The following is a 20,186-nucleotide window of genomic DNA, read 5'->3' on the forward strand; positions in this document are numbered from 1 at the left end:
TGCTGGCAGACTGGCTGCGTATAACGAGGTACCTGCACCGATGTCCTTTACCCGTCGACAAATGCTCAAGGGCCTGACTGGCCTGGTCGTGGTTGGCCTGGGCGCTGGAGGCGCAGCGCGCTACTGGCTGGGCAAGGTCGAGGACGACAACGCCGGACATGACTACGAGCTGATCGCCGCGCCGCTTGAAGTCGAGCTGGTAGCGGGCTTCAAGACCGAGGCCTGGGCCTTTGGCCCATCGGCGCCGGGCACCGAGCTGCGGGTCCGCCAGGGCACCTGGCTGCGGGTGCGCTTCATCAACCACCTGCCGGTCGAAACCACCATCCATTGGCACGGTATCCGCCTGCCGCTGGAAATGGACGGCGTGCCCTATGTCTCGCAATTGCCGGTCAAGCCCGGCGAGTACTTCGACTACAAGTTCCGCGTGCCGGACGCCGGCAGCTACTGGTATCACCCACACGTGAGCAGCTCCGAGGAGCTTGGTCGGGGCCTGGTCGGCCCACTGATCGTCGAAGAGCGCGAGCCCACCGGCTTCAAGCATGAGCGCACGCTGAGCCTGAAAAACTGGCACGTCGACGAGCAGGGCGGGTGGCTGCCGTTCAGCATTCCTCGTGAAGCTGCGCGCAATGGCACCGCTGGGCGCTTGATCACCATCAACGGCCAGGCAGATTCGGTTACCGAGCTGCCGGCCGGGCAGGTCGTGCGCGTGCGCCTGCTCAACCTCGACAATACCTGGACCTACCGCATCAACCTGCGTGGCAACTGCGAGGCGATGATCTACGCCCTCGATGGCAACCCGGTCACGCCGCGGCCATTGGACGATGACTATTGGCTGGGCCCTGGCATGCGCATCTGTCTGGCGATCCGCATCCCTGAAGCCGGCGAGGAGATCTCCCTGCGCGACGGCTTTGTGCGCCTCGGCACCCTGCGCTCGGTTGCCAGCAGCGACGCCCCCGGCGAATGGCCGCCGGCATTACCGGCCAACCCGATCGCCGAACCAGACCTGGCCAACGCCGAGAAGATCAACTTCAATTTCGAGTGGGTCGGCAAGGTTTCGGTCGACACCGACAGCGGCCGCCCGCCAAGCCTGTGGCAGATCAACGGCAAGGCCTGGGACATTACCGACAAGACCTGCGCCGACCGCCCGATCGCCACATTGGAAAAGGGCAAGAGCTACATCTTCGAGCTGAAGAACATGACCCAGTACCAGCACCCGATTCACTTACATGGCATGAGCTTCAAGGTGCTCAGCTCCAACCGGCACAAAATCACCGAGCCGTGGTTCACCGATACCTACCTGCTGGGCAAGAACGAGCGCGCCCAGGTGGCCCTGGTGGCTGATAACCCGGGCACCTGGATGTTCCATTGCCACGTCATCGACCACATGGAAACCGGCCTGATGGCCGCGATTGCGGTGGTCTGATGCGCGCGCAGATTATCGATCGCAGCCGTGATCAGGCCTTTATGCAGATGGCCCTGGAGCTGGCTGCGCAAGGTGCGGCATTGGGCGAGGTGCCGGTTGGCGCGGTGCTGGTGCAGGGTGGCGAAGTGATCGGCAGCGGCTTCAACCGACCGATCACCGACAGCGACCCCAGCGCCCACGCTGAGATGGTCGCCATTCGCGCTGCAGCGCAGGCGGCCAGCAACTACCGGCTGCCCGGCAGCACGCTGTACGTGACCCTGGAGCCGTGCAGTATGTGCGCAGGTTTGATCGTTCATTCGCGGGTGGCGCGGGTGGTGTATGGGGCGCTGGAACCGAAAGCGGGGATCGTGCAGAGCCAGGGGCAGTTCTTTACCCAGGGCTTTCTCAACCATCGGGTGCTGTTCGAAGGTGGGGTGCTGGCGCAGGAATGCGGGCAGATACTCAGCGATTTCTTCAAGGCGCGGCGGGCAAAAGCCTCGAGCTGAGCCGGTTACATCGGCGGTGACTGTTCCGCTGGCTTGTCCTTGTTGACCCCTGGCACATGCAGGTTGCCTTCGGCGACCTGGCCTTCGAGCTGCGGCTGGGTCACCCAGGTCAGGATGTCGTAGTAGCGGCGGATGTTGGCGACAAAATGCACCGGCTCGCCGCCGCGGGCGTAGCCATAGCGGGTCTTGCTGTACCACTGCTTCTGCGACAGGCGCGGCAGCATCTTCTTTACGTCCAGCCATTTGTTCGGGTTCAGGCCTTCGCGCTTGGCCAGGGTGCGGGCGTCTTCCAGGTGGCCGCTGCCGACGTTGTAGCCGGCCAGGGCGAACCAGGTACGGTCCGGCTCCTTGATGCTGTCGTCGAGCTGTTCCTTGACCAGCATGAAGTACTTGGCGCCGCCGGTGATGCTCTGCTTGGCATCCAGCCGGTTGGACACGCCCATCGCCTGCGCGGTGCGCTGGGTCAGCATCATCAGCCCGCGCACGCCGGTTTTGGAGGTCACCTCAGGCTGCCACATCGACTCCTGATAGCCGATTGCCGCAAGCAGGCGCCAATCGACCTGCTCGACCTTGGCCGAGGCCTTGAAGTGCTTTTCATACTTGGGCAGGCGCTGCTGCAAATGCTGGGCAAAGGTGTAGGCGCCGACGTAACCGAGGACGTCGACGTGGCCGTAGTAACGATCCTTGAGGCGCTGCAGGGTGCCGTTTTTTTGCGCTTTGTCGAGGAACTCGTTGACCTCGTTGAGCAGGCTGTTGTCTTCGCCCGCGGCGACTGCCCAGCGCTGATCACGACTGTCGCCCAGGTCAAAGGCAACCCGTACATTGGGGAAGTACACCTGGTTCATCGCCAGCTCGTTGGAGTCGACCAGGGTCAGGTCGATCTGGCCTTCATCGACCATGCGCAGCAGGTCGACTACTTCAACGGCGTCGGATTCTTCGTATTCCAGGGTCGGGAACTGTTTTTTCAGCGCTGCCAGTTGCTCTGCATGGCTGCTGCCCTTGAGCACCATGATCTTCTTGCCGATCAGGCCCTTGGCCTGGGTCGGCCGCGAACGCCCATTGCGGTAGATGACCTGCGGGGTGACTTCGAGGTACGGATGCGAGAATTTTGCCTGGATGTTGCGCTTTTCGCTGCTGACCAGGCCCGCCGCTGCCAGCACTGGGCCGGACGGTTTGCCCAGTTGATCGAACATTTCGTCGATATTGTCGGCGGTTTCGATCTCCAGCTTCACCCCCAGGTCATCGGCAAAACGCTTGACCAGCTCGTATTCGAAGCCGGTTTCCCCGTTGCGGTCCTGGAAGTAAGTGGCCGGGCTGTTGCGGGTAATCACGCGCAGCACGCCGTCTTCCTTGACGCGCTCGAGGGTGCTGGGTTTTTCAACACAGGCACCGAGCATCAGGAAGAGGCCGGTTGCGAAGAGCCATTGGGCGCAACGCTTGCGCAAAGCAGTGGGGGCGAACATAGCTTGCAGTATACGCAAAGGGCCGCAACTGCCATATCTCGACAACGCTGGGCAGGTCTGCTAGCAGATTGGCCAGGGATTTGTTGATGGCCGAGCAAAATCGGTAAAAAGCCCCGACTTTTCTGACCCCGGAGTCCGGTTCAGCCGCCCGGCAGCATTGCCTTGCAGCGGGTGCCCAATCGCGCGAATTACGCTAGAATGCACGGCCTCTAAGCACACCCCTTCCTGAGGCTGTCCCGACGATGTTGATCCTGCGCGGCGCTCCTGCCCTTTCTGCCTTTCGCCACGGTAAGCTACTCGAGCAACTGAGCCAGAAAGTCCCCGCTGTTACCGGCTTGTATGCCGAATTCGCCCACTTCGCCGACGTCGATGGTGAATTGACCGCCGACCAGCAGCAAGTGTTGGCCCGTCTGCTCAAGTACGGGCCGAGCGTGCCGGTACAAGAGCCGACTGGTCGCCTGTTCCTGGTAGTGCCGCGCCTGGGCACGATTTCGCCCTGGGCCAGCAAGGCCAGCGACATCGCCCACAACTGCGGCCTGCAGAGCATTCAGCGCCTGGAGCGCGGCATTGCCTTCTACGTGGCCGGCGACCTCTGCGAGGCCGACGCGCAAGAAGTTGCCGCCGCGCTGCATGACCGCATGACCCAGCGCGTGCTGACCCAACTGGAGCAGGCAGGCGATCTGTTCAGCCATGCCCAGCCCAAGTCGATGACCTCGGTCGACGTGCTCGGCGGTGGCCGTGCAGCGCTGGCGCAGGCCAACATCGACCTCGGTCTGGCCCTGGCCGAAGACGAGATCGATTACCTGGTCAACGCCTTCCAGGGCCTCAAGCGCAACCCGAACGACATCGAACTGATGATGTTCGCCCAGGCCAACTCCGAGCATTGCCGACACAAGATCTTCAATGCCACCTGGGACATTGACGGCCAGGCGCAGGACAAGAGCCTGTTCGGCATGATCAAGAACACCTACCAGATGCACAGCGAAGGCGTGTTGTCGGCTTACAAGGACAACGCCTCGGTGATCGTCGGCAGCGTGGCCGGGCGCTTCTTCCCGAACCCCGAAACCCGCCAGTACGGCGCGGTGCAGGAGCCGGTGCACATCCTCATGAAGGTCGAGACGCACAACCACCCGACCGCCATTTCGCCATTCTCCGGCGCTTCCACCGGTTCTGGTGGCGAGATCCGTGACGAAGGCGCGACCGGTCGCGGCGCCAAGCCCAAGGCTGGCCTGACCGGCTTTACCGTGTCCAACCTGCGGATCCCAGGCTTCGAACAGCCGTGGGAGAAGCCATACGGCAAGCCAGAGCGCATCGTCAACGCCCTCGACATCATGGTCGAAGGCCCGCTCGGCGGCGCCGCATTCAACAACGAATTCGGCCGTCCGGCCCTGACCGGCTATTTCCGTACCTTCGAGCAGTCGATCCAGACCCCGCACGGCGAAGAAGTGCGCGGCTACCACAAGCCGATCATGCTGGCCGGCGGCCTGGGCAACATCCGTGAAGATCACGTGCAAAAGGCCGAGATCACCGTGGGCGCCAAGCTGATCGTGCTCGGCGGCCCAGCCATGCTGATCGGCCTGGGGGGCGGCGCGGCGTCGTCGGTTGCCACCGGCGCCAGCTCGGCTGACCTCGACTTCGCTTCCGTTCAACGGGAAAACCCGGAAATGGAGCGCCGTTGCCAGGAAGTCATCGACCGCTGCTGGCAGCTGGGCGACGACAACCCGATCGCCTTCATCCATGACGTCGGCGCGGGCGGCATTTCCAACGCCTTCCCTGAACTGGTCAACGACGGTGGTCGTGGTGGCCGCTTCGAACTGCGCAACGTGCCCAACGACGAGCCGGGCATGGCCCCGCACGAAATCTGGAGCAACGAATCGCAAGAGCGTTACGTGATGGCGGTCGATGCGGCCAACTTCGAGCGTTTCAAGGCCATCTGCGAACGTGAGCGCTGCCCATTTGCGGTGGTCGGCGAAGCTACTGCCGAACCGCACCTGACCGTTACCGACAGCCACTTCGGCAACACCCCGGTCGACATGCCGCTCGACGTCCTGCTCGGCAAGCCGCCGCGCATGCACCGTTCGGTCACTCGCGAAGAAGAGCTTGGCGATGAGTTCGACCCAAGCACGCTGGACCTGGCCGACTCGGTCGAGCGCGTGCTGCACCACCCGGCGGTGGCCAGCAAGAGCTTCCTGATCACCATCGGCGACCGCACCATCACCGGCCTGGTTGCACGCGACCAGATGGTCGGCCCATGGCAGGTTCCGGTAGCGGATTGCGCCGTGACCGCGACCAGCTTCGACGTTTACACCGGCGAAGCCATGGCCATGGGCGAGCGTACCCCGCTGGCCCTGCTGGATGCTCCGGCCTCCGGCCGCATGGCGGTCGGTGAGGCGCTGACCAACCTGGCTGCCGCACGCATCGACAAGCTGTCCGACATCAAACTGTCGGCCAACTGGATGTCGGCTGCCGGCCACCCGGGTGAAGATGCCCGCCTGTTCGACGCTGTTCGCGCCGTCGGCATGGAACTGTGCCCTGAGCTGGGCCTGACCATTCCGGTGGGTAAGGACTCCATGTCGATGAAGACCCAGTGGAGCGAGCAGGGCGCGCAAAAAAGCGTGACCTCGCCGATGTCGCTGATCATCAGCGGCTTCGCCCCGGTGGTCGACGTACGCCAGACCCTGACCCCGCAACTGCGCATGGACAAGGGCGAAACCGACCTGATCCTGATCGACCTGGGCCGCGGCAAAAACCGCATGGGCGCGTCGATCCTGGCGCAGACCCACGGCAAGCTGGCTGCGCAAGCGCCGGACGTCGACGACGCTGAAGACCTCAAGGCCTTCTTCGCCGTGATCCAGGGCCTCAACGCCGATGGTCACCTGCTGGCCTACCACGACCGTTCCGACGGCGGCCTGCTGACCACCCTGCTGGAAATGGCCTTCGCCGGCCATTGCGGTCTGGACCTTGAACTCGACACCCTGACCAGCAAGCGCGAAAAAGTCGCGGCGATTCTCTTCAACGAAGAGCTCGGCGCGGTCATCCAGGTTCGCCAGGATGCCACCCCGGACGTGCTCGCGCAGTTCAGCGCTGCTGGCCTGGGCGAGGATTGCGTGGCCGTGATCGGTCAGCCGATCAACAACAGCGAAGTGCTGATCAAGCTCGCCGGCGAAGCGGTATTCACCGGTGATCGCGGCCAGCTGCAGCGCGAGTGGGCCAAGACCAGCTATCAGATCCAGCGCCTGCGCGACAACGTCGATTGCGCTGATCAGGAATACGCCGGCCTGCTGGTTGAAGACAATCCAGGCCTGAGCGTCAAGCTTGGCTTCGACGTCAACCATGACATCGCGGCGCCGTACATCAAAAAAGGCATCCGCCCGCAAGTGGCAGTCCTGCGTGAGCAGGGCGTCAACGGCCAGGTCGAGATGGCTGCGGCGTTCGACCGTGCCGGCTTCAACGCCGTCGACGTGCACATGAGCGATATCCTCGCCGGTCGTGTTGACCTGGAAGCGTTCAAAGGCCTGGTTGCCTGCGGCGGCTTCTCTTACGGTGACGTGCTCGGTGCCGGTGAGGGCTGGGCCAAGTCGGCGCTGTTCAACAGCCGCGCGCGGGATGCCTTCCAGGCATTCTTCGAGCGTGACGACAGCTTCACCCTGGGTGTGTGCAACGGTTGCCAGATGATGTCCAATCTGCACGAGCTGATCCCGGGCAGCGAGCTGTGGCCGCACTTCGTGCGGAACCGCTCCGAGCAGTTCGAAGCCCGTGTGGCTATGGTCGAGGTGCAGAAGTCCAACTCGATCTTCCTGCAGGGCATGGCCGGTTCGCATATGCCGATCGCCATCGCCCACGGTGAAGGCCACGCCGAGTTCGCCGACCCGGCCGCGCTGCTTGCAGCCGACCAGTCTGGCTGCGTGGCGCTGCGCTTTGTCGACAACCACGGCAAGGTCACCGAAGCCTACCCGGCCAACCCGAACGGCTCGCCGCGTGGCATCACCGGTCTCACCAGCCGCGACGGCCGCGTGACGATCATGATGCCGCACCCTGAGCGGGTGTTCCGCGCAGTGCAGAACTCGTGGCGTCCAGACGATTGGCAGGAAGATGCGGCGTGGATGCGCATGTTCCGCAACGCGCGGGTGTGGGTGAACTAAACGGTGTACAAGCTCGCCTTCTTCGTCCCGGCCAGCCATGTCGAAGTGGTCAAGGCCGCCGTGTTTGCCGCCGGTGGCGGCCGTATCGGTGACTATGAGCACTGCGCCTGGCAGACCCTTGGCCAAGGCCAGTTCCGGCCGATGGCCGGCAGCCAGCCGTTTCTCGGGCAGGCTGGCGAGGTCGAGCAGGTCGAGGAGTGGAAGGTCGAGCTGGTGGTGGCCGACGAGCTGATTCAGCAGGTTGTCACTGCCTTGAAGCACAGCCACCCGTACGAAACGCCTGCTTATGAGGTTTGGCCATTGGCTGACTTCTGAGTTGTGGTAGTCGCACCGTTATACCGCTGAAAAGCCCTGGCAGGCGACTGCCAGGGCTTTTCACGTTCAAGGCGTCAATCAAACAGCTTTTTCAGGCGCTCCCAGGCGCTCTGGTCAACCCTTGGGGCATACTCGTGATGGAGTGCTTCGAAGATGGCCGCATCGCTCGCATCCTTGATCTTGTCTGGATGCTCGCCGGCCCAGACGCTGACCAGTTCGTCCTGCCAGTCGCTGTCATTGGGGTGAGTGAAGTAGCTGCGCGCGACCTTTACCGGGTTTAGCAAGCGCCCGCCTTGCCAGTGTTTGTACATAGCAAAACCAACGTTGCGTACGGCCACCCGCGCCATCAGCGTCGCCAGAGTGTGTAACGGGTGCACGTCATGGTCCTTGGCGAGCTGGGAGTGGGTCGGGTTGGTCGAGCCGGTCAGCATGGGGTTGCCACCGATCAGCGTCTGCACGTCATCCACCGAGTTGCCGATCAGGTTGAGAATGGCCTGATAGCCAAGTTTGGTCAGGTCGGTCGCGCCACGCAGCGGTGAGCCAAGCATCCACGACACCAGCCGCACGCCATTGAAGCCGGGAATGTCGGCCAGGGTGTCACGCACTTCCAGCGAGGTTTTGAGGTACTCCTGCCATTTCGGATCAGGGTGGTCGTGCAACAGGATCAGCAGGGCCAGCTCGCTGTCGCTGCGTATCCCCGGGGTGATGGTTTCAAAGCCGGCGGAGGTCGGGAACAACGCCTTGGCCATCGGTTCGGCCAGGCTGGCGATCACGTCGCTGCCGGCGAACATGCCGGTGACGATTGGCCACTCGTGCTTGCAATCCGCTGGTGCGGTCCAGGTCAACACATCGGCATGGCCCTGCTTGCGCAGGCTCAGCTCGGCGTAGTTGGAGTGGGCGAAGTAGTCTTCCAGCACGTGCAGGGCCGCGCCGAATTCGCGCAGGCCTTCGGCACTTGGCCCCATGACCATGGCATCGCTCAGGCGGGCGCACATGTAGTCCACCGAGGTGCTGATGTAGCGCTTGATCGAGGTCTGCGGGTCGACCTGCAGCAGCGGGTCATCCTCGCGGATCGGCGCTTCGAAGTCGCTGTCGATGTTGCGCGGATCAGCCGCGTCCGGGTTTGGGTTGTAGGGGTTGTCGATGTGCTCGCTGGGCCGGTACACGCCGAGCATTTGCGGGGTTACCCGGTAGCGATCGCGCTCCTCCGGGGTACCTTGCAGGCCGGGAAAGTGGCGCAGTGCGAGCAGGTCGACCAGTTGCGTCAGAACCTCTCTGGAGAGCTTGGCGGGGAAGTCGTCCGGCGCGTCGGCAGCGCGTACCAGCTTGGGGTCGATGACTTGTGAGTAGTCGCGCAGCCAGTTACCGAAGTAGATTGCCTGGCGCTGTTTCTCGGTGAAGCCGGCGAGTTTGAGATCCTCGTCAATCGATTGGTGGCCCCATGAGCGCTCAGGATGCCGAGGATCGCCAGAGCCTGCGGAAAAACCTTCGCGGCTGCCGTGACTGGTGTCGGCAAATTGCGCTGCCTGGTCCTGGTTGTTGCGGATAAAGCCCCGCAGCATTGGCGGGTAGACCTGCAGCAAGCTGATCTGCCCTGCGTGGTGCAGTCGGGCAACCTCATGCATGCCGCGTCTACCGGCCACAACGCAGCCGAACAGATAGGCAAAGCGTGCGCCTTCCTCGTGTTCGGCGTCCAGCAAGCAGCCATCGTCGGCACAGCGGGCGAGGTCCTGACGCAGGACGTTGTCCAGATGGTGACCGAACTCATGCAACAGGATGGTCGCCAGCTCGCACGCTGCGTTTGGCCGCTGCAATGCAGCGTCGATCACCTGTGGATGTAGGTCTATGACGCGAGTGGCATTGTCGTAGCTGGCCTTTCCTTGCACCTGGGCATTGATACGGTGCACGGGGGGACTCAGGGTGCCGCTGCGCAGGGCCTCTTGCAATTGGCGGTAGCTTGCCTTGGGCAGGTCATCGCCAAATACCGGCGCGAACATCCGGTAGAAGGCTTGCGCCGAGAGCGGCGCGGCGATATCGGTCAGCAGGTCCAGCGCGAAGCTGGTCTGCAGGGTCATGGCGGGGGCGGTCATGATGGACACTCGGCGAGGGATGAGCCGCCAGCATGTGAGCCCTCGCCGGGTACTGGGAGCAGGCAATCTGTCCTGCTGTAAGTGCCTCAGTCGCGGCTGCGTGACTTGGGTAGAGAAGTACAGGCCAACAGCCCGACTTCAAACAGGACCCACATCGGCACCGCCAGCATCGTCTGTGAGAACACATCCGGCGGCGTCAGGATCATCCCCACCACAAAGCAGCCGACGATCACGTAGGGCCGACTCTTGCGCAGCGTCGCCACATCGGTCAAACCGGCCCAGACCACGATGAAGGTCGCCACCGGGATCTCGAACGCCAGGCCAAACGCCAGGAACAGCGCCATGATGAAATCCAGATACAGGCTGATGTCGGTCATCATCGCCACGCCATCAGGCGTCACGCTGGCGAAAAAGCCGAACATCATCGGAAATACCAGAAAGAACGCGAAGGCCATGCCGCTGTAGAACAGGACGATGCTCGACAGCAGCAGTGGCAGGGCGATGCGCCGCTCGCGCTGGTACATGCCGGGCGCTATGAAGCCCCAGGCCTGATGCAGCAGCAACGGCATGGCCACGAACAACGCGCACATCGCGGTCAGCTTGAACGGCGTCAGAAACGGCGAGGTGACGCTGGTGGCAATCATACTGGTGCCTTCCGGCAGGTACCGACGCAGCGGCTCGGAAATCAGCGTGTACAGCGTCTGCGCAAACGGGAACAGTGCGGCGAACAGCAGGCCGATCATCAGCAGCGCGCGCAGCAGGCGTTTGCGCAGTTCGCGCAGATGCTCGGTGATCGGCATGCGAGGCTGCTCAGGCACAGCAATGCTCATGATGCATTCTCCTTGGCGATGACCGGCGCAGCGGCGTCATTGGCCGGCTGCGTGTCGAGGCGGATACCCTGGCGCAGGTCCTGTTCCAGGCGTTGCAGCGGCGCGCTGTCCAGTGCCGGCAGGTCGATCTCGCGTTCGACCTGAGTGCGCAGCGTGTGCATAGCGCGACGGGCCTGGCCCAGCACGCGGCCGACCGCGCGCGCCGCCACCGGCAGCCGCTCGGGGCCGAGCACCAGCAGGGCGACGATGCCGACCAGCATCAGCTCGGTGAAGCCGATCTCGAACATCAGGCCTGACGGTCCGTGTGCGCCTGCGGCACGCTCTGCCCGTTCAGCGTTGGCGCCTGCTCGGCCTGAACATTGGCAGCGTTGTTGGCATCGGTATCGCCGCCCATGGATTTGCGAAAGCCCTGAATCGCCTCGCCGACATCGCTGCCCAGGCCCTTGAGGCGCTTGGTGCCAAACAGCAGAAACACGATCAACAGCACAATCACCAGTTGCCAGATTCCAATACCACCCATGTCAGCGCACTCCTGTAAGGCCATGAAAAGAGAAGCAATCCTGCCTGTCCTAGATGACGCCTGGATGACGGTGGAACGGCTGCCATCTGCCTGCAACACGCACGGTGTTGACTGGCGGCTTTCGGTGATGAAAAGGCAGGCGGCAATGGGCGGTAAGCAACAGCAGGGCGCGGCACTGTTGATGGTCATGGTGGCGCTGGCGATGCTGGCTGCGGGCTTGACCTGGCTGGTCGAAGGTGGCCGTCGTCAGGTCGATGAAGTGCGCCTGCTGCAGCAGCGGGTGCAGGCGCGGGCGATGCAACAGGCCGGTCTGGCCTATGCCAAACAAGCCCTGCGCGATCCCGCTTGGCGGCTCAGCCCGCTGTTCTGGCAGGCCCTGCGCGGGCAGCCACTGAATTACGATTTTGCCGGCGGTACGGCGCAGTTGCGGGTACGCGATCAGCACACCTGCTTCAACGTCAATGCCCTGCTTGGCAACGACGCCGAGCGCGCCGAGCGCCAGCTGCGCTACTTGCTGGGCGACAACATGGCGGCCGAACGGCTGGTGCACGGCCTGGCGGACTGGCTCGACAGTGACAGCGATGCCCGCCTGCAAGGCGCCGAAAGTGCCCAGTACCTGCGCCAGCAGCCACCGCGGCTGGCGGCCAATCAGCCGATGCTCGACAGCAGCGAGCTGAACCTGCTGCTGGAGCCGGACGCGACCCGCCAGCGCCGCTATCCGATGTTGTGTGCGATCGCGCAGACCAGTGGCTGGCGCTTGAACGCCAACGCCTTGGGCCTGGAACACCTGGAGCTGCTCGATGCGTTGTATGAAGGCAAGTATCCGCGTTCACTGCTCAGCCGCATTGTCAGTGGCCGCCCTGCGACCGGTTATGCCGATGCAGCGGATCTGCGCCAGGCGCTGGGTGCGGTCGATGATGAAACGTTCGAGCGCTTGAGTGAGGGCTTGCTGCTCAACAGCGGCCATTACCTGTTGCAGCTGTCGTTCGAGGAAGAGGGGCTGAGCTTGCGCAGTCAGTTGCAGGTCGAGGCTCTGGGTGTGGTGCAGTGGCATGCGCGGGTGCCGGCGCAGCAGGTGCGCGTCAGGGCGCGCGAACCGTTGTTGTGAGCCCACAATCGAGAACGCCCCGGTCGCAGTGCCAGGGCGGCGCTGCAACCGGGGCGTTGATCAGGTTCGATCAGGCAGTGCCGATCTCGCCGCCATCATTACGCTGAATGACTACCGTCGAAGCTCGCGGGCGCACCGTGGCACCTGCCGGAGTGGCGTCGGTAGCGACGTCGTTGTACGGCCAGTTGCCCGGATGCTGGATGTTGACGAACATCGACTTGTTGTCTGGGGCAAAGGCAATCCCGGTCACTTCACAGCCGTTCGGGCCGACGAAGAAACGGCGCAGGGCCGACTGGTTCTGCGCGTTTACCGGGACCTGCTTGCCGGCAGCATCGACCAGATCGGTCGGGATCACTGCCAGCAGCTGGTCGTTGGTGTAGTCGGTGAGGGTCGACTCGCCGTTGTCGGTTTCGATCCAGAGCACGCCGCGGCTGTCGAAGCTCATGCCATCGGGGCTGGCGAACTGGTTCAGTTCGGTCAAGCCGGAGCGGTTGATATCGGCAGTGCCGGCAGCGTTGGCGCCAAACACGAAGATGTCCCAGTTGAAGCTCAACTGGTCGTCGCTGTCGTGCCAGCGGATCACGTGGCCATGACGGTTCGGCCCGCGTGGGTTGGCAGCATCGACCTTGTCCGCAGTGCGCGCGCTGTTGTTGGTGAGGGTCAGGTAGACGTCACCGTTGACCGGGTGTACTGCGGTCCACTCGGGGCGGTCCATCGGCGTTGCACCAACGGCATCGGCGGCGCCGCGGGTATTGATGATGATCCCCGGCAGGTCACCGAACAGCGCGCCCAGGGTGCTGCCGCCGGTGGTGGCGGTGGCCACGTCGAGCAGCAGCCAGTTGCCGCTGCCGTCGGCATTGAAGCGAGCCACGTACAGCTTGCCTTGGTCCATGTACTTGGCACCGGTAGCCAGGCGGTCGGCCGGGGTGGCGTCCGCCGGGTCCCAGACCGCGTCTGAGACGAACTTGTACAGGTATTCGTTGTTGGAGTCGTCGCCGGTGTACCAGACCAGCGGCTTGCCCGCGACCGGCAGGCCCGGGCAGCAGCCCTCGTGGCGGAAGCGGCCCAATGCGGTGCGCTTCACTGCCAGGGTGCTGGCGTTGTACGGGTCGATCTCGACGATATAGCCGTAGGTGCTGGCTTCGTTGCGGTAGTCGTCAGTGGCGCTGGCGCCGCTTGGGGTGATGTTGAAACGGCCGAACTCATCGTCCACTTCGCTGGCATCACCGGCACAGGTTTCCCAGCGGTACTGGCCACGGGTGGCGCTGACGCCGATGCGCACCTGATCCGCCGGGCGGGTCGCAGTGTTGACGAAGATGCCTGGCCAGTTTTCTTCGCAGGTCAGGTAGGTGCCCCACGGCGTGTAGCCATTGCCGCAGTTGTTGTTGGTGCCGCGGCACTGGGTGCCGGCTGGGGAGAATTTGGTCTTGACGTGGTCGCTGCCGCGCAGTGGTCCGGCGATATCCATCAGCGACACCGTGGTGAAGCGGCGGTTGAGCGGGTCGTTGTCGACCACCTGCCAGCGCCCGCTGACCTTGCTCAGGCGGACCACGCCGGCGCCGTGGGCGTTGATTTCCTTGCGTGCTTCTTCCACCGGGCGCTTGCCGCTGCCGTCGGTGGTGGGGCCGGCCGGGTGCAGTGCGGCGGCATCGATGTACTCGAAGTTGATCGCCAGCAGGCCGTCATCCGAGCTGCCGTTGATAGGGAAGAAGTGCATGCCGTCGTGGTGCATGCCCATCGCGTTGGCCTGGTCGGTGGAGGTGTTGCTGCCATCGGACTTCCACGGATTGGCGTTGCTGTTCAGCGGAGTGCCCCAGGGCGCCAGCACGTAGGCGCTGTAACCGGCAGCGACGACGCAGGCATCGGTGCGCGAGCCGGCGATGGAGTCGAAACCGAGCTTGAGCTTGACCGGCTCCGGGGTAGACGGCGAGTCGTTGTCGGAACCGCCACCACTGTCGAAACAGCCTGTCAGACCGGTGCCGGCGATCATTGCGATGGCTGCGCCAAGGCTGCCGCGCATCACGGTGCGACGGCTCAGGTAAGTGTCCATGACGCTGGCCATCGGCAGGTTGCCGCTTTGGTTGCGGTCCAGGTTGTCGCCGGTGTCTCGACTCATCAGGGTGTCCTTATAGTGGCTGAGTTGGAGGAAACCGCGACTGTAGTGCTCAAGTGTGATGATTCCTTGGCAGAAATATTAAGGTCTGCTTAAAACCAGCAGTTCTTACCAGTACGTATTGACAGAACAATCGGCGATTACTGTCGGATATCTGCCATGAAACTGTCATCTGAGCGCCGCAATATCCGAACCCCAACGTGAACTCGGAAAAGGATGCGGGCCTGATGGTTAGCAGTGTGGGCAGACGCGAGGTAATCAGCTGGATGGGTGTCGCGGCGTTGACGCCGTTGCTTGGCGCCTGCTCGGCGCTGCCCGGCCAGCGTGGCGGCGGTGCGCCGCTGGACCTGCTGTATCTCGCCGACACCCTGGATGCCCGCCAACCCGGCCAGGCGGTGGTGCCGGCGACGCGCCTGGGGCCGGTCAGCCACCTCGGCCGCGCGCCGTGGATGACCGGCGCCAGCGCCAGTGCCGCATCCCCGGAGCTTGCACCTTTGCTGGATGCCAGCCAGAGCAGCCGCGCACAGCTGGGTGGGTACCCGGTGCTGGCCGCGTTGCTCGAGCAACTGCGCAACGAAGGCGGCGCAGACAACTGCCTGACCCTGGAGAACGGCCAGGGCTGGAATGGCAGCGGCCTGGCTTATCTGAGCCAGGGCGAAAGCGGCGTGCAGGGCAGCCAGCTACTGGGCAGCGATGTCCGCGTCAGCAGCGATGAACGTGTGCTCTGGCCACAGCGCTGTGCGGCGCTCTATCAGCAGTCTACCGCGGCGACACTGGGTGCAGGCCTGTCTGCCGAGCAGAGCAAGGCGCTGGGCATCGACAGCCTGCGGGTGTTCCAGCGCGCAGGTGTGCGGATTGCTGTAGTGGGGGTGACCGACCCTTATGCGCAGGATCAAAAAGCCTCTCTGAAGCAGTGGTATCAGTCACTGCAAGCGGTCTTTCAGCAGGCGCGACGCGAGGCTGATCTGGTCGTTGCGCTGGCCGATGTCGGCACCGGCCCGGGCCTGTGGCTGGCCGAGCGCGTGGCTGAAATCGACGTGCTGCTGTGCGCCCGTGGCCAGGACTTGTGGCCGGCGCCAGTGCTGGCCAGCCAGGCCAGCGGCCGGCAGGTGCCGGTGCTGTTCGCCGGTTGCCGTGGCAGCGGCGCGTTCCGTTTGCGTTGCCAGCAGGTGGCGGGTCAATGGCAGTTTCAGGCGCGTTTCTTTCCCGCCTTCGAGCAGCAGTTGACGCCCGTTGCCCAGGCGCGCGCCGCACAACTGCGCAGTGTGGTGCGGGCGCAGCGTGCTGGCCATGCCGCTTGGCTCGATCTACCGTTGGCACGAGCGCCGCAAGCCCTGTGGCGGCGCGATACGCGCGGCGGCAGTTGGGATGCCTTGCTCCAGCAAGCGTTGTCTGACAGCAGCGCCATGCCGGTGTTGTTGCCGGGGCTGCGCTACGACTATCCGTTGGCAGGCGGTGAAATGATTACCCGCGAGCACCTGATAAGCCTTACCGGTGGCTACCCGGCGCCCGTGGTCGAGGCGCCGGCACGGCAGGTTGAACAGGTGCTGGAAAACGCCGCCGAGCAGTTGTTCGGCGACCCGCTGCTGCTCGACAACAGCCAGGATCTACCACGCTGGCAAGACCAGGCCTGGCGCGTCAGTTATAGCCCGCAAGGCAAGCGTATCGCTGACTTTGCGACCGTGCAGGGCCAGTGCCGCACCTTCGGCCTGCAGTTCGCCGCCGATGCCGGTGAGCCGCTGTGGCAAACCCTCGAAGCCTGGTTGCGTCGTCAGCCCAGCGACTGGCGCCTGGCACCGCTGCAGTTGCCTGAGGTGCGCTATGTACAGGGGCATCCCGGCTGGCACCCACGGCAGGCTAAGACGTGAGCTGGAGCAGTCGCCTCGGCGCCTTTTTGCTGTTGACCCTCGCCGGCTGGCTGGCGGCGCAATGTGTGCTGCAGCTTAGCCGTCAGCCGCTGCCGGCCACGACGGCGCAGCCTGAACACGCGGCCATTCCAGGGCTGATGGCGGGGCACTGGCAAGCCCCGCTCGATACCGGCGAGATCCCTCTGACCCGGCTGCCCTTGCAGTACCTCGGCGGGCTGCGTGCCCAGCCGCTGTCGGCGACGGTGGTGGTGCTGCGTTTCGGCGAGCAGATTCGCACCTTGGGCCGCGGCCAGCGGCTGGCGCCGGGGATCGTGCTGCAGGACATCGATGGCGCAGGCCTGATTATCGACAACCAGGGGCGGCGCGAACGCCTGCCCTGGCCGCCACGGCCCGCCGTGACCGGCTTCAAGCGGCAAGGATGAGTTGATGTTTGCTAGATACTGCGCAGCGGCTGCATTGAGCCTGAGCTTGTCATTGGCGTGGGCTGAAGAGCCCGAGGTGCTCGACGAAGGCGGCACGCCGATGTACGAAGTGAATTTCGTCGACACTGACCTGGTCGAGTTCATCGACAGCGTGTCGCGGATCACCGGCACTACGTTCATCGTCGACCCGCGGGTCAAAGGCAAGGTCACCGTGCGCACCGTCGACCGGCATGACGCTGACGCCATCTACGATATCTTCCTCGCCCAGCTGCGTGCGCAGGGTTACGCCGCCGTCGACCTGCCCAATGGCAGCGTCAAGATCGTCCCCGATCAAGCCGCGCGGCTCGAGCCGGTGCCGGTCGAGAACGCCGCCAGCAAGAATACCGGCAGCGATGGTGTCGCCACCCGCGTGTTCAATGTGCGCAATGCGGGCAGCGAGCAGATACTTGGCATCATCAAGCCGCTGATCGATCCCCGGGTGGGCGTGATCACGCCGTACCCTGCTGCCAACCTGCTGGTGGTGACCGACTGGCGCAGCAACCTCGAACGCATCGACAGCCTGCTGCGCGAACTCGACCAGGTCAGCGAGGAGCCACTGCAGGTGATGAAACTGCAGCACGCCAGCGCTGCCGATACCGCCCAGTTGGTCACGCGGCTGCTGGCCAGTGAACAGGCCGCTGACCGTGCCCAGGTGGTGGCCGACCCGCGCAGCAATGCCTTGCTGGTGCGCGGCAGCGCCGACAGCCGTGAGCGCGTGCGCGCCTTGTTGGCCCAGCTGGATCGGCCCGGCGACAACCTGCACAGCAGCAATACCCAGGTGATCTACCTGCGCCACGCCAATGCCAGCGAAGTGGTCAAGGTCTTGCGCGGCCTGAGCCAGACCGGCGCGGTGCCGGCCGAAGGGCAGGGCGAGGGCAAGGATCAGCCAGTGGCGATGGCCAGTGACTCCGGTATTCGCCTGGAATACGAGGAGGGCACCAACGCTGTGGTGATGGTCGGCCCGGACAGCGAGCTGGCGGCCTATCGCAACATTGTCGAGCAGCTGGACATCCGTCGTGCGCAGGTGGTGGTCGAGGCGATCATTGCCGAGGTCTCGGACATTCAAGCCCAGGAGTTGGGTGTGCAGTGGCTGTTTGCTGACGAGAAGTTTGGCGCTGGCGTGGTCAACTTCGGCAGCAACGGAGTGAACATCGCTGGTATTGCCGGCGCGGCCGCCGAGGGCGATACCAGTGCGCTGGGCAAGCTGCTGTCGGCTACCACTGGGGTGACTGCCGGCATCGGCAACTTCGGCGGCGGCTTCAACTTCGCCATGTTGGTCAATGCACTCAAGGGCAAGAGCGGCTTCAATCTGCTGTCGACGCCAACCCTGTTGACTCTGGACAACGCCGAGGCGTCGATCCTGGTCGGTCAGGAGGTGCCATTCGTGACCGGCTCGGTAACCCAGAACAACGCCAACCCGTACCAGACCATCGAGCGCAAGGAGGTCGGGGTCAAGCTGCGGATCAAACCGCAGGTCAACGTCGACAACAGTGTGCGCCTGGATATCGTCCAGGAAGTTTCGTCGATTGCCGACAGCAGCAGCGCCAGTGACGTCATTACCAACAAGCGCGAGATCAAGACCAAGGTCATGGTCGAGGACAACGGCCTGGTGATTCTCGGTGGCCTGATCAGCGATGAATTGAGCACCAGCAACCAGCGTGTGCCGCTGCTTGGTGATGTCCCGGTGCTGGGCCGCTTGTTCCGCTCCGATGCCAGCCGCAATACCAAGCAGAACCTGATGGTGTTCATCCGCCCGCGCATCCTGCGTGACGGCCCAAGCCTCGCCGGTCTGAGCCAGGACAAGTACCGCAGCCTGCAGCAGAGCACGCCGCTGCAATTGCCAGCGTTGGCCGAAGGCTCGCAGTTGTTGCAGGTGTTTCCGGCCAGCCGCGCGCGGCTCGAAGGCGGTAACTGGTGATGCTGCCCTATCGCCTGGCGCGCCAGTCCGGCCTTGCCCTGGCGCCACTCGCCGAAGGTTGGCAGCTGTGGCTGCGGGCCGACGCCGACAGCGCGCAGTTGCAGGAACTGCTGCGCGTGCACGGCCAGCCGGCAGCGGTCGAGTACCTGCCGGCGGCAGACTTCGATCAACGCCTCGGCCAGCTTTATCAAGCCGGCAGCGCGGCCAACCAGGCGTTGATCGAAGGCATCGGCGAGCAGGTCGATCTCGACAGCCTGATGAGCGAAATGCCACGCATCGAAGACCTGCTCGAAAGCGATGACGAAGCGCCGGTGATCCGCCTGATCAACGGCCTGTTCGGCCAGGCCATGCGCCTGCGTGCATCGGACATCCACATCGAAACCTTCGAGCAAAGCCTGGTGGTGCGCCTGCGCGTCGACGGCCACCTGCGCGAAGTGCTGCGCCCACCGCGGGCACTGTCGGCGATGCTGGTGTCGCGGATCAAGGTCATGGCCCGCCTCGATATCGCCGAAAAACGCCAGCCACAGGACGGCCGGATCACCCTGCGCGCAGCTGGTCGCGAGATCGATGTGCGGGTCTCGACCTTGCCCGGCATCCACGGTGAGCGGGTGGTGATGCGCGTGCTCGACAAGCAGGCCAGCCTGCTGGCGCTGGACAACCTGGGCATGCCCGCCGCCGTGTTGCAGGGCTTGCGCAATTGCCTGGCGCGGCCCAATGGCATTGTCCTCAGTACCGGCCCGACCGGCTCGGGCAAGACCACCACCCTGTACGCCAGCCTCAACAGCCTCAACGACGGCAGCCGCAACATCCTCACCGTGGAAGACCCGGTCGAATATGCCATCGCCGGCATTGGCCAGACCGCGATCAACCCACGCGCAGGGCTGACCTTTGCCGCCGGCCTGCGGGCGATTCTGCGTCAGGACCCGGACGTGATCATGCTCGGCGAAATCCGCGACCAGGAGACTGCACAGATTGCCGTGCAGGCCAGCCTCACCGGCCACCTGGTGCTGTCGACCCTGCACACCAACAGCGCCGTGGGCGCCGTTACCCGTCTGCGCGACATGGGCATCGAGCCGTTTCTGATTGCCTCGTGCCTGCGCGGCGTATTGGCCCAGCGGCTGGTCCGGCAACTGTGCAGCTGTGCTGTCGCGCAGCCGCTGCAGGCCGCAGAAAAACAACTGTTCCCCGAACTGGGTGCGTTGCGCGAGAGCTTTCACGCAGTCGGCTGCGAAGCCTGCCAGGGCAGTGGCTATGCCGGGCGGATGGGCCTGTACGAATTCGTTGAACTGGATGCCGGGCTGATTGCCTTGCTGTACGAGGGCGCCAGCGAAGTGGCCATGCACGCCTACCTGAGCGACCGTCGGCGCAGCCTGGTGAGCATGGCCAGTGACTGCCTGCAGCGCGGCCAGACCAGCCTTGCCGAAGTGTTGCGCGTGGTCCAGGGCTAACC

The 20,186-nt window shown here is 64.2% G+C and carries 15 protein-coding genes; 9 read left to right on the forward strand and 6 right to left on the reverse strand.

Annotation, left to right across the window (positions count from 1 at the left end; translation table 11 throughout):
• Positions 1 to 40: 40 nt before the first annotated feature.
• Positions 41 to 1,423, forward strand: coding sequence for a multicopper oxidase family protein (locus CXQ80_RS04860; protein ID WP_101317023.1), 1,383 nt, complete (start codon positions 41 to 43; stop codon positions 1,421 to 1,423).
• Positions 1,423 to 1,908 (forward strand): tRNA adenosine(34) deaminase TadA, encoded by a 486-nt coding sequence (tadA, locus tag CXQ80_RS04865; RefSeq protein WP_101317025.1) that lies wholly within the window; start codon positions 1,423 to 1,425, stop codon positions 1,906 to 1,908. Before CXQ80_RS04860 ends, tadA begins: the two co-directional genes overlap by 1 nt.
• Positions 1,909 to 1,913: 5 nt before the next feature.
• Here tadA and mltF read toward each other — a convergent pair whose 3' ends face one another.
• Positions 1,914 to 3,371: a membrane-bound lytic murein transglycosylase MltF gene (gene mltF, locus CXQ80_RS04870; RefSeq protein ID WP_101317027.1), complete on the reverse strand. Its 1,458-nt coding sequence runs from the start codon at positions 3,369 to 3,371 to the stop codon at positions 1,914 to 1,916.
• 242 nt (positions 3,372 to 3,613) lie between these two features.
• On the opposite strand from mltF, the gene purL reads away from it, so the two are divergent.
• Positions 3,614 to 7,513 carry a phosphoribosylformylglycinamidine synthase gene (gene purL / locus CXQ80_RS04875; RefSeq protein WP_101317029.1) on the forward strand — a complete coding sequence of 1,300 codons (3,900 nt, stop codon included), beginning with the start codon at positions 3,614 to 3,616 and terminating at the stop codon, positions 7,511 to 7,513.
• A gap of 3 nt (positions 7,514 to 7,516) precedes the next feature.
• Entirely contained in the window at positions 7,517 to 7,828 is a 312-nt protein-coding gene (cutA, locus tag CXQ80_RS04880; protein ID WP_101317031.1) for a YqfO family protein, read from the forward strand.
• A gap of 74 nt (positions 7,829 to 7,902) precedes the next feature.
• On the opposite strand, the gene CXQ80_RS04885 is transcribed toward cutA, so the two are convergent.
• The 4 genes from CXQ80_RS04885 to tatA all read right to left on the reverse strand — a co-directional run bounded on the left by CXQ80_RS04885 (position 7,903) and on the right by tatA (position 11,268).
• Positions 7,903 to 9,918 (reverse strand): HET-C-related protein, encoded by a 2,016-nt coding sequence (locus CXQ80_RS04885; protein WP_101317033.1) that lies wholly within the window; start codon positions 9,916 to 9,918, stop codon positions 7,903 to 7,905.
• A gap of 86 nt (positions 9,919 to 10,004) precedes the next feature.
• On the reverse strand, positions 10,005 to 10,748 hold the full coding sequence (gene tatC, locus CXQ80_RS04890; RefSeq protein WP_101317035.1) for a twin-arginine translocase subunit TatC: 744 nt from the start codon (positions 10,746 to 10,748) through the stop codon (positions 10,005 to 10,007).
• Positions 10,745 to 11,035: a Sec-independent protein translocase protein TatB gene (tatB, locus tag CXQ80_RS04895; RefSeq protein WP_101317037.1), complete on the reverse strand. Its 291-nt coding sequence runs from the start codon at positions 11,033 to 11,035 to the stop codon at positions 10,745 to 10,747. Before tatB ends, tatC begins: the two co-directional genes overlap by 4 nt.
• A complete protein-coding gene (gene tatA / locus CXQ80_RS25225; RefSeq protein WP_101317039.1) occupies positions 11,035 to 11,268 on the reverse strand; it encodes a twin-arginine translocase TatA/TatE family subunit in 234 nt (77 codons plus the stop codon). The genes tatB and tatA overlap by 1 nt, the downstream gene beginning before the upstream one ends.
• A gap of 145 nt (positions 11,269 to 11,413) precedes the next feature.
• Here tatA and gspK point away from each other — a divergent pair, with 145 nt between their 5' ends.
• Positions 11,414 to 12,376 carry a type II secretion system minor pseudopilin GspK gene (gene gspK / locus CXQ80_RS04905; RefSeq protein WP_101317041.1) on the forward strand — a complete coding sequence of 321 codons (963 nt, stop codon included), beginning with the start codon at positions 11,414 to 11,416 and terminating at the stop codon, positions 12,374 to 12,376.
• 70 nt (positions 12,377 to 12,446) lie between these two features.
• Here the strand turns inward: gspK and CXQ80_RS04910 are convergent, their stop codons facing one another.
• Complete coding sequence (locus CXQ80_RS04910; RefSeq protein WP_101317043.1) at positions 12,447 to 14,492, reverse strand: PhoX family phosphatase; 2,046 nt, start codon at positions 14,490 to 14,492, stop codon at positions 12,447 to 12,449.
• Positions 14,493 to 14,716: 224 nt separating this feature from the next.
• Here CXQ80_RS04910 and CXQ80_RS04915 point away from each other — a divergent pair, with 224 nt between their 5' ends.
• From CXQ80_RS04915 to CXQ80_RS04930, 4 genes are read left to right on the forward strand one after another with little or no spacing between them, the layout of a single operon-like run.
• Entirely contained in the window at positions 14,717 to 16,357 is a 1,641-nt protein-coding gene (locus CXQ80_RS04915) for a lipoprotein UxpA (protein WP_101317045.1), read from the forward strand.
• Positions 16,354 to 16,779, forward strand: coding sequence for a pilus assembly protein PilZ (locus CXQ80_RS04920; RefSeq protein ID WP_101317047.1), 426 nt, complete (start codon positions 16,354 to 16,356; stop codon positions 16,777 to 16,779). The genes CXQ80_RS04915 and CXQ80_RS04920 overlap by 4 nt, the downstream gene beginning before the upstream one ends.
• A 4-nt stretch (positions 16,780 to 16,783) precedes the next feature.
• Positions 16,784 to 18,736 carry a type II secretion system secretin GspD gene (gspD, locus tag CXQ80_RS04925; protein ID WP_101317049.1) on the forward strand — a complete coding sequence of 651 codons (1,953 nt, stop codon included), beginning with the start codon at positions 16,784 to 16,786 and terminating at the stop codon, positions 18,734 to 18,736.
• Positions 18,736 to 20,184, forward strand: coding sequence for a GspE/PulE family protein (locus CXQ80_RS04930; RefSeq protein ID WP_101317051.1), 1,449 nt, complete (start codon positions 18,736 to 18,738; stop codon positions 20,182 to 20,184). The genes gspD and CXQ80_RS04930 overlap by 1 nt, the downstream gene beginning before the upstream one ends.
• The last annotated feature ends 2 nt before the right edge of the window (positions 20,185 to 20,186 follow it).

It is taken from the genome of Pseudomonas sp. 02C 26 (assembly GCF_002843585.1).
Lineage (GTDB): Bacteria > Pseudomonadota > Gammaproteobacteria > Pseudomonadales > Pseudomonadaceae > Aquipseudomonas > Aquipseudomonas shirazensis.